Source organism: Kitasatospora sp. NPDC057518, from assembly GCF_042802075.1.
In the GTDB taxonomy this organism is placed as follows: Bacteria; Actinomycetota; Actinomycetes; order Streptomycetales; family Streptomycetaceae; genus Kitasatospora.
In genome coordinates this window covers 1-9,101 of sequence record NZ_JBHVEU010000364.1, presented here as the reverse complement: position 1 = coordinate 9,101, position 9,101 = coordinate 1, and the positions used below count along the sequence as shown (strand labels likewise).

7 protein-coding genes are annotated in these 9,101 nt (G+C 75.7%); 3 read left to right on the top strand and 4 right to left on the bottom strand.

Translation table 11 applies throughout. From position 1 onward, the window contains the following. Positions 1-60 precede the first annotated feature (60 nt). The 4 genes from ACFU7Z_RS29595 to ACFU7Z_RS29580 form a co-directional block, all read right to left on the bottom strand. Positions 61-363 (bottom strand): hypothetical protein, encoded by a 303-nt coding sequence (locus ACFU7Z_RS29595; protein WP_074005344.1) that lies wholly within the window; start codon positions 361-363, stop codon positions 61-63. Continuing rightward, the gene (locus tag ACFU7Z_RS29590; RefSeq protein WP_053112619.1) at positions 360-845 is read right to left on the bottom strand and encodes a hypothetical protein; all 486 of its coding nucleotides are present in this window, start codon (positions 843-845) and stop codon (positions 360-362) included. The genes ACFU7Z_RS29595 and ACFU7Z_RS29590 overlap by 4 nt, the downstream gene beginning before the upstream one ends. A 163-nt stretch (positions 846-1,008) precedes the next feature. Then, positions 1,009-4,020 (bottom strand): BTAD domain-containing putative transcriptional regulator, encoded by a 3,012-nt coding sequence (locus tag ACFU7Z_RS29585; RefSeq protein ID WP_380780821.1) that lies wholly within the window; start codon positions 4,018-4,020, stop codon positions 1,009-1,011. Positions 4,021-4,165: 145 nt separating this feature from the next. Then, positions 4,166-4,912, bottom strand: a complete 747-nt coding sequence (locus ACFU7Z_RS29580) for a DUF4232 domain-containing protein (protein ID WP_380780819.1) — start codon at positions 4,910-4,912, stop codon at positions 4,166-4,168. A gap of 187 nt (positions 4,913-5,099) precedes the next feature. Between ACFU7Z_RS29580 and ACFU7Z_RS29575 the strand changes: the two genes are divergently transcribed. From ACFU7Z_RS29575 to ACFU7Z_RS29565, 3 genes are all read left to right on the top strand, one after another. After that, positions 5,100-6,545 (top strand): helix-turn-helix domain-containing protein, encoded by a 1,446-nt coding sequence (locus ACFU7Z_RS29575; RefSeq protein ID WP_380780823.1) that lies wholly within the window; start codon positions 5,100-5,102, stop codon positions 6,543-6,545. A gap of 233 nt (positions 6,546-6,778) precedes the next feature. Beyond that, positions 6,779-8,200: a uracil-xanthine permease family protein gene (locus ACFU7Z_RS29570; protein ID WP_380780817.1), complete on the top strand. Its 1,422-nt coding sequence runs from the start codon at positions 6,779-6,781 to the stop codon at positions 8,198-8,200. Between the two features lie 151 nt (positions 8,201-8,351). Next, positions 8,352-9,083, top strand: a complete 732-nt coding sequence (locus ACFU7Z_RS29565; protein WP_380780815.1) for a hypothetical protein — start codon at positions 8,352-8,354, stop codon at positions 9,081-9,083. The last annotated feature ends 18 nt before the right edge of the window (positions 9,084-9,101 follow it).

The following is a 9,101-nucleotide window of genomic DNA, read 5'->3' as shown; positions in this document are numbered from 1 at the left end:
CCCCCGCCGCGGGCCCGTCGCCGTCCCCCGGCTGCGGCCGTCCCCGGGCCGCGGCCGTCCTCAGGCCGTGGCGGGGCGGTGGAGCCGGCGGGCGGCGGTGCGGATGGCGAGGGTGTACGGGGCGTCCAGGGCGCGGGTGCGGGCGTCGAGGTCGTGGAAGGGCACCAGGGCCCGGTGGGTGTCGTCGGTGGTCTGGGTCCAGGCCGTCCAGGCGTTGTGGACGTCCTCGTCGGTGACCTGCTCGCCCTTGGCCTGCAGCAGCACGGCGTAGAGGCGGAACAGGTCGTCGGCGCCCTCGGGGGGTCTGGCCTCCGTGGGCAGGCAGGAGCGGATCAGGTCGGCGATGGGGTCGAGGTGGCTCATACGGCCAGTGTGCCGCTGACGAGCGTGCCGGTGAGCAGGATCAGATGGGCCGCCGCGAATATCATCGGCACGAGCCGTTCCGTGGTGCCGAGTTCGGTGTAGTGCCGGTGGCGCCGGCCGGCCGCCGCGGTGTTCCTGAGGGCGTCCCACTCGTCGGTGTAGATCCGCGCGGACAGCTTCTCCTCCAGGCTGTTGATGACCTGGAACTTGGCGCCGTTGAGGTCCCGGTAGCTGCGCAGCTGCATCCACCAGGCGCCGGACAGGGTGATGCCGGCCAGCGCGACGGCGGTCGGCACCCACCACGGGGACTCGGACAACTTCGGTATGCCGAAGCCGATCAGGGTGACCAGCGCGGTCTGCACGGACAGGAAGAAGGTGTTGGCGCTGCCCCGGCGGGCCGAGACCCGGTCGGCCATCTCCACGGCGAGCAGGTACAGCTCCAGCAGTTCGGACCGGCGGTTCGGCTCCGGCGGCGTGGTCATCGCGCATCCCCCTCGGGCAGGTGGTGTGCCGGCTTCGCCCGCTGCCCGGGCTTCCCCCGTTGTGTCCATCCTTCCCTTCGGGCGGGCCCGCCAGTGCTGCGCGGGGGTGCCCGGCCGCCGGCGGTGGATCCGGTCAGCGCGGGTCCGGTCAGCGCGGGTCCGGTCAGCGCGGGTAGGTCGACGGCCGCGCGTACGCCGGGCCGCCGGGGGCGGTGGCGGACACGGCCGTGCCGGGCGCGACGGCGGCGGGCGACGCGACGGCGGGCGCGACGGCGCCGGCCACGGCGGCGCCGCCGTCCGACAGGGCGCGCAGCGCGGCGCCCGCCTCCGCCTCGCCCTCCCCGTACTGGTGCGCGCGGGCGGTGCGCAGCGCGGCGCCGAGGTGGCGGGCGGCCTCCTCGGGGTGGCCGGTGGCGGCCAGGGCGCGGCCGTAGAGGGTCTGCAGGACCACCCGGCGGGTGACCGGGAAGGGCGGTTCGGCGACGGCCAGGCCGCGGGCGGCGTGCTGGGCGGCCTCCTCGTGGGCGCCGGCGGCCAGGCACTCGTGGGCCAGGTGCTGGCGGGCGAGGCCGACGAGGTCGGCGCGGCCGGCCCGTTCGGCCAGGGACAGGGCCTTCAGCAGCAGGCCGTGCACCCGGGCCCGGCCGGCGTGGTCGCCGTGGCGGGCGAGCGCGACGGCGTGGTTGACCAGGGCGACGGCCTGGGCGCAGCCGTCGCCGGCCCGGGCGGCGAGGTCGGGGGCGCGTTCCAGGTGGTCGAGGGCCTGGTCGGGGCGGCCCTCCTCCAGCAGGACCCAGCCGAGCAGGGCCCGGGCGCGGGACTGGGCGCCGGGGTCGCGGTCGGCCTCGGCGGCGGCCAGGCCGTGTTCGAGCAGCGGCGCCCAGCCGTCCCGGACCTGCCAGACGATCAGCGGCCACTGGAGCAGCACCAGGCGCCAGGCGCGGTCGTGCAGTCCGGCGGCGACGGCCGCCTCGACGGCGCCGCGCAGGGTGTCGCGTTCGGCGGCGTACCAGGCGAGGGCGCTCGCCCGGTCGGGGAAGGGGCGGACCTCGGCGGGGCGGCGGGTGCCGGGCGGCAGGGCGCAGCACGGTTCGCTGCCCGGTTCGGCGGCGGCGCAGGCGGTGAGGAGGGTGTTGAGCAGGTGGTCGAGCAGGCGGGGCAGCACCTGGGTGTCGGTGTCGCCGGGCAGGCTGCGGGCGTAGAGGCGGACCAGGTCGTGCAGGGTGTAGGCGTCCCGGCCGATCTGCACGATCAGGTGGGCGGTGGCCAGTTGGGCCAGGGCGGCGGCGGCCTCGTCGGGGCGGCAGCCGGCCAGGGCGGCGGCGGTGCGGCTGTCGAGGGTGGCGCCGGTGTGGGCGCCGAGGCTGCGGAACGTCCGGCGGGCGGGTTCGCCCAGGTGCTGGACGGTCAGGGCGAGCGCGGCGGCGACGCTGGTGTCCTCGACGTCGAGGAGGTCCAGGCGGTCCTGCTCGTCGGCGAGTTCGTCGGCGAGGGCGGCCAGCGCGCGGGCCGGGCCGGTGGCCAGGCGGGCGGCGGCCAGCCGCAGGGCCAGCGGCAGGCCGTCGCACAGGTCGGCCAGGCGGGCGGCGGCCTCGGGTTCGGCGGCGACCAGGTCGGGGCCGAGGGTCGCGGCGAGCAGGGTGACGGCCTGCGGGGAGGAGAGTTCGGCGAGCGGCACGGGGCGGGCGGCGTCGGAGGCGACCAGGCCGCCGAGCCGGTCGCGGCTGGTGACCAGGGTGACGCAGTCGTCACCGTCGGGCAGCAGCGGGCGCACCTGGTCGGAGCGGCGGGCGTTGTCCAGGACGATCAGCATCCGGCGCCCGGCGGTCAGTTCGCGGTAGCGGGCGCCCATCGCCTCGGCGGTGGCGGGCATCCGCTCGACGGGCAGGCCCAGGGCGAGCAGCAGTTCGCGCAGGACGGCGGCGGTGTCGCGCTCGGGCAGCGGGCTGTGGCCGCACAGGTCGACGAAGAGCCGGCCGTCGGGAAAGTCCTGGTGGCGACGGTGCGCCCAGGACAGGGCGAGGGTGGTCTTGCCGACGCCGGCGCCGCCGGTGAGCAGGGCGACGGCGCCGGGGGCGGCGGTGGCCCGGTCGAGCGCGGCCAGTTCGTCCTCCCGGCCGGCGAAGCCGCGCGGGCGGCGGGGGAAGGGCCAGGGGGTGTGCTGCGCGGCGGTGGCGGCGGGTGCTGCCGGGGGGCGGGCGGTGACCGGTACGGGCGCGGGTACGGGTGCGGGGGCGGGCCGCTGGTCGGGGACGGAGGCCAGGCCGCCGACGGTGGGGACCCGCGTGGGCGGCACGGGGTCGAAGGCCGGGCGGTCGAAGGCCAGGCGGTCCGGCGGTTCCTGGTCGCTCGGGTGCCGGGCGGGCGGCACCCGGTCGGAGCGGCCCGGCGGCAGGGCGGGGCGCGGGGCGGCGTCGGGGCGGCCCGGCGGGGCGTCGGTGCGCAGCAGGCGGGCGTAGGCGTCGGTGAGTTCCGGTCCGGGGTCGATGCCGAGTTCCTCGGCGAGGGCCCGGCGGGTGCGGTGGAACCAGTCGAGGGCCTCGGAGCGGCGCCCCGCGCGGCCGAGCGCGTGCATGAGGTGGGCGACCAGCGGTTCGCGCAGCGGGTCGGCGGTGGCCTCGGTGTGCAGCAGGCCGGCGGCCGCGCAGTGGTCGCCGAGCCGGCCGTGGGCGCGGGCCAGGTCCTCGACGGCGGCCAGCCGCCGTTCCTCCAGGGCCCGGGCGGCGGACTGCAGCGGCAGGCCGGCGGTGGTGCCGGCCAGGGCGGGGCCCCGCCACAGGGCGAGTGCCTCGCGCAGGTCGGCGGCGGCCCGGGCGGCGTCGTCCAGGGAGCGGGCGCGGGCCACCAGGCGGTCGAACCGTACGGTGTCCACGGCCTGGTCGGGTGTCCGCAGCCGGTAGGCGCCGTTGTCGGTGACGAGTTCGACGCCGGCGGCGGGGGCGTCGTGGGCGGTGAGCAGGGAGCGCAGCCCGGAGACGTGGTTGTGGATGACGGTGCGCGAGTGCCGGGGCGGTTCCTCGTCCCAGAGGGTCTCGGTGAGCCGCTCGACGGTGACCGGTGCTCCGGGGTTCAGCAGGAGCATGGCCAGCAGGCTGCGGCGCTTGGCCGATCCGGCCGGAAGCTCGCGGCCGTCCGCGGCCACCACGGTCACCGAGCCCAGCAGTCGGAACTCCACGCACCCCCCTTGGATCAGATGTATATGACAAGCATATGACAGCACGCGATCCGTCGGTCGCGGAGCGTCGCCCACGAACGGGCGGGGCGGCGCACCGCGGACGGCGGGGCGGCGGGCACCGGCCCCGCCCCGCCTGGTCCGGGGACTACGAGGTGACGGCGTCGTCCATGGACTGCTGCCAGTAGCCGACCTTGAGCGAGTCGTCGATGTACAGACCCTTGGCGGGCAGCGAAGGGTTGCTTCCCGCGCCGACGCTCTCGTTGCCGGAGGGGCCGTGGAAGTAGACGGCCAGCGAGGTCTCGGTGTGGCCGTGGGCGCCGCTGCCGTCGGTGGCGGACAGGTTCACCGAGGCGTAGCCGGACTCGCCGGGCTTGAGCGTGACGACGGCCTGCGGCTTGGAGTCCTCGATGACCGGCGGCACCGACTGGGCCTCGCCGAAGCGCACGGCCGGGTAGCCGTAGAGGTAGCAGGGGGCGCTGCCGGTGTTGGTGACGGTCAGCAGCAGGTGGTTGACCGGGCGGGTCAGCGGGGCCGCGACGGTCTTGGTGACGGAACCCTCGCAGGTGACGGCCTTGCCGTCCGCGGGGCTCGGGGGCTTCGGGGCGGCGGGGGCCTTCGCGGAGGGCTTGGCGGAGGCGGGCGAGCCGGTCTGGGCCGGGGCGCCGGTCGCGGCGGGGGCGCCGGTGGCGGGTGCGGGGGCGGGGGCCGCCGGGGCGGGGGCGCTCGCGGCGGGCGGGGCGGTGGGCGCCGGGGAGTTCGCGGAGGTCCCCTTGCCGCCCGCGTCCCCCAAGTCGTCGTTGCACGCCGTCAGGGTGAGCGCGGCGAGCGCGGCGGCCGCGACGGCGGCCAGGAGGCGGGTGCGGGAGGTACGGGCGGTGCGGATGCCGAGCATGTGGGCGTGGCCTCTTCGAAGATCGTTCGGTGTGGTGCTTGGATGACCGGAGCCTGCCCGGTGGCCCGTCCCAGCCGCCACGGTCAACGGCCGGTCAGGGACGCTGGGACACTGGGAGGGGCCCTGAGCAGGGGGGATGCCGGGGCCCTGGAACACGGGGATGAGACATGGGGGTTGGACGATGGGAATGCCGCACGCGACGGGGAGCCCGGCGGCGGACGATCTCGCGGCACTGCTGGGGGAACTGAAGGAGCGTTCGGGGCTCAGCTACGGGACGCTCGCCAAGCGCCTGCACCTGAGCACCTCGACGCTGCACCGCTACTGCATCGGCGCCGTGGTGCCGCCCGAGTTCGCGCCGCTGGACCGCCTGGCGCGGCTCTGCCGGGCGACGCCGCAGGAGCTGATGGAGCTGCACCGGCGCTGGATCCTGGCCGACGGGGCGCGCCGGGCCCGGCCGGGGCAGGAGGCGGGGGCTTCCGCTCCCGCGGCCGCCGCCGTACCTGCGGCCGTACCCACTCCCGTCCCGGAGCCCGTACAGGAGGCGGACACCGGCCCGGCGCCGTCCAAGCCAGCGCCGGACGGGCCGACGGACGGCGAGGAGGACGAGCCGGTCGCCGTCGGCGTGCCGTCCGGGGGCCCCGCGCCGGGGCGGGGCCGGCGCCGGGTGCTGCTGGCCGCCGTCACCGCGGCGGCCGTGCTGGGGGCGGTGGCCTTCAGCCTCGTCCCCTCCGGCGGGCACGGGAACGGGGCCAACGGTGGGAGCGCGGAGGCGGCCGCCGACCAGCGCCCGGCCGGCGCCGCCGAGGCGGTGGCCACCGACACCGGGCAGCCGGGCGGTGCCGAGCCCTCGACGCCGGGCGCCTCCGCGTCCACTCCCCCGGTCGGCGCGGGCCAGGCGCCCTCCGCCTCCCCCTCGTCCTCCGACTCCGCTCCCGGCACCGCGGCCGGTTCCGGCCTCACCAGCTCCGACCCGGGCGGGGCCGGTGAGGCCGGCCCGGGCGCCTCCGCGAGCGCCTCGCCCACCGCCACCGCCGACCCGGCGCCGCTGAGGATCGCGACCCGCCCCTACGTCTACGAGAACCCGTGCTACCAGCACTTCCTCGTCGACAGCCCGCCCCAGCAGGTCGGCCCGCCCGCCAACGAGCCGGAGGCGCCGCGCTGGGCCGCCGCGTACGGCGCGGTCGCCTCCGGGGAGCAGCGGGTCGCGCTGACCGTCCAGGGCACCGGGAAGGACACCGTCGTCCTGGAGGCGCTGCACGTACGGGTCGTGACCAAGGGCGTGCCGCTCCCCTGGAACGACTACGCGATGGGGGTGGGCTGCGGCGGCGGGGTGGAGAGCGCCTCCTTCGACATCGACCTGGACAGCGGCAGTCCGACGGTCACCGCCCGGGGCGGGCAGCGCTCCTTCCCGCGCAAGGTCAGCGAGTCCGATCCCGAGGTCTTCTACGTGACCGCGCGCACCCGGGCGCACGACGTGCGCTGGGAGCTGACCCTGGACTGGTCCAGCGGCGGGCGCAAGGGCACGATGCGCGTCGCCGCGGGCAACACGCCGTTCCGTACCAGCGGGGCCACCGGGCGGCCGGGCTACGACTACCCGCTGGGCGGCAGCGAGTGGGAGCGCCGGCCGCGCTGAGCCCTCGGAAGCCGAGACCGGCGGGCCGGACGAACCGCCCGCGCCGGGCGGGCCGGGCGGGCCGGGCGGGCCGGGCGGGCCTGGCGGGCCGGGACCAAGCGGAGGAACCGACTCCGACGGCTGTTACCACACGTCCGCGCAGCTCACGCGCGGGCCGGGTGATCGCCAGGGCACCCGGCGGCCACCACAATGGTGCGGACAGTTCCTCGGAAGTACAGAGAAAGCGAAACACCATGGATCTCGGCGTGCGCTGGAAGCTGCACGGCGACGGGCGTACGCCCGCGCCGGGGGCGGTGGTCCGTCCCGACGAACGGCTCTCCTGGCCCCGCACGGTAGGCCTGGGCGCCCAGCACGTGGTGGCGATGTTCGGGGCGAGCTTCGTGGCGCCCGTGCTGATGGGGCTCGACCCGAACCTCGCGATCATGATGTCCGGCGTGGCGACCGTGATCTTCCTGCTGGCCACCAAGGGCCGGGTGCCCAGCTACCTGGGCTGCTCGCTGTCCTTCGTGGGCGTGGCGGCGGTGATCCGGGCGCAGGGCGGCACCAGCGCGACGGTGACCGGCGCGGTGTTCGTGGTGGGCGTGGTGCTGTTCCTGGTCGGGGTGGCGGTCCAGCGGTTCGGGGCGCGGATCATCCACGCCGCGATGCCGCCGATCGTCACCGGCGCGGTGGTCATGCTGATCGGCTTCAACCTCGCTCCGGTGACCGCCTCGACGTACTGGCCGCAGGACCAGTGGACGGCGCTGCTGGTGATGCTGTTCACCGGTCTGGCCGTGGTGTGCCTGCGCGGCTTCTGGTCGCGGGTGGCGATCTTCCTGGGGCTGCTGTTCGGGTACGGGATCTCCTGGCTGTTCGACCGGGTCTTCGGGAAGATCCACTCGGTGGACGGCGGCGGGCACATGACCGACCACTGGCGCCTGGACCTGTCGGGTGTCGGCAAGGCGGACTGGATCGGCCTGCCGACCTTCCACGGCCCGTCCTTCCAGTGGTCGGCGATCCTGGTGGCGCTGCCCGTGGTGATCGCGCTGGTCGCCGAGAACGCCGGGCACGTCAAGGCGGTCGGCGAGATGACCGGCTCCAACCTGGACGACAAGCTGGGCACCGCGATCTCGGCGGACGGCGTCGCCTCCATGCTCTCCACCGCGGTCGGCGGCCCGCCGAACACCACGTACTCGGAGAACATCGGCGTCATGGCCGCCACCCGGGTCTACTCGACGGCGGCGTACTGGGCGGCGGCCGGCTTCGCCCTGCTGTTCGGCCTGTGCCCGAAGTTCGGCGCGATCGTGGCCGCGATCCCCGGCGGGGTGCTCGGCGGGATCACCGTGATCCTGTACGGCATGATCGGCCTGCTCGGCGCGCAGATCTGGACCAAGTCCCAGGTGGACCTGCGCAACCCGCTGAACCTGGTGCCGGCCGCGGCGGGCATCATCATCGGCATCGGCAACGTGTCGCTGAAGTTCACCGACACCTTCAGCATCAGCGGCATCGCGCTCGGCACGCTGGTCGTCATCACCGGCTACCACGCGCTGCGGGCGCTGGCGCCGGCGCACCTCAAGACGCAGGAGCCGCTGCTGGACGAGGGCACCTCCTCGTACGACGAGAACGCGGAAGGCGCTGAGGGCGCCGGGGGAACCGGGGCACCGCGCACCCCGTAACGGACGGGAGCGGGGCCGGGTTCACCCCGGAGGACGGCCGGCGGAAGTGACCGAAAAGCACTTCCGTCGGCCGTTTCGTCTGGCCGGGCGGGCCGGTTGCTGGTCGAATCACTGCTCGCTCGTATCGGCCACTCATCCCCCCGGGAGAGGCATGTCCCCTCTGACCCACCGCCGCAAGGCCGCCACCGCGGCCGCCGCCCTCGCCACGCTGGCGCTCACCTGCGGCCAGGCCTCCGCCAGCAGCCCCGCCACCGACGCGGGCAAGGTCCTGTGGACGCCGAGCACCAGCACGGGCCCGTCCTCGTTCAAGGCCGTCCAGTGCGCGGCGAACAACTTCGGCGTGGTGAAGGACCCCGCCAAGGGCAGCGTGTGGCGGGCCTTCCAGGCCGCCGGCGAGGAGCGCTGCGAGACGCTCAGCCCGGACCTGAAGGAGGGCGACACCTTCTACCTGGGCTGGTCGTCCAAGGTGGACATCAAGGACACCAACAGCCGGTACGTCTTCCAGCTGAAGTGCTCGCCGAGCACCGACACGGCCAACCACCCGATCGAGATCGACATCGTCAACGGGCGCGTCCGCCTCCAGGAGTGGGACACCGCCCACGTGGCGCACTCCCTGTGGACCGCGCAGACCGCCAACAACACCTGGCACTCGTACGCGCTGAAGATCCGCCTGGGCCGCACGGACGGCACCATCGACTTCTGGTTCGACGGCGTGAAGCAGACGTTCACCACGGGCTCGGGCACGTTCAAGGGCACCACCTGGGACGGCGACCGGAACTACCTCAAGTGGGGCTCGTACCACCCCTCCACGGGCGACGCGACGAACACCTTCACCAGCCCGGTGATGGCCACCACCCTGGAGGCGGCCACCGCCGGCTCGTGAACAGCCGTGGGCCCGGAC

What these genes read in the sequence shown, in the direction of transcription:
- ACFU7Z_RS29595 (WP_074005344.1), bottom strand. Translation starts at nt 363, where the DNA reads ATGAGCCACCTCGACCCCATCGCCGACCTGATCCGCTCCTGCCTGCCC.
- ACFU7Z_RS29590 (WP_053112619.1), bottom strand. Translation starts at nt 845, where the DNA reads ATGACCACGCCGCCGGAGCCGAACCGCCGGTCCGAACTGCTGGAGCTG.
- ACFU7Z_RS29580 (WP_380780819.1), bottom strand. Translation starts at nt 4,912, where the DNA reads ATGCTCGGCATCCGCACCGCCCGTACCTCCCGCACCCGCCTCCTGGCC.
- ACFU7Z_RS29575 (WP_380780823.1), top strand. Translation starts at nt 5,100, where the DNA reads ATGCCGCACGCGACGGGGAGCCCGGCGGCGGACGATCTCGCGGCACTG.
- ACFU7Z_RS29570 (WP_380780817.1), top strand. Translation starts at nt 6,779, where the DNA reads ATGGATCTCGGCGTGCGCTGGAAGCTGCACGGCGACGGGCGTACGCCC.
- ACFU7Z_RS29565 (WP_380780815.1), top strand. Translation starts at nt 8,352, where the DNA reads ATGTCCCCTCTGACCCACCGCCGCAAGGCCGCCACCGCGGCCGCCGCC.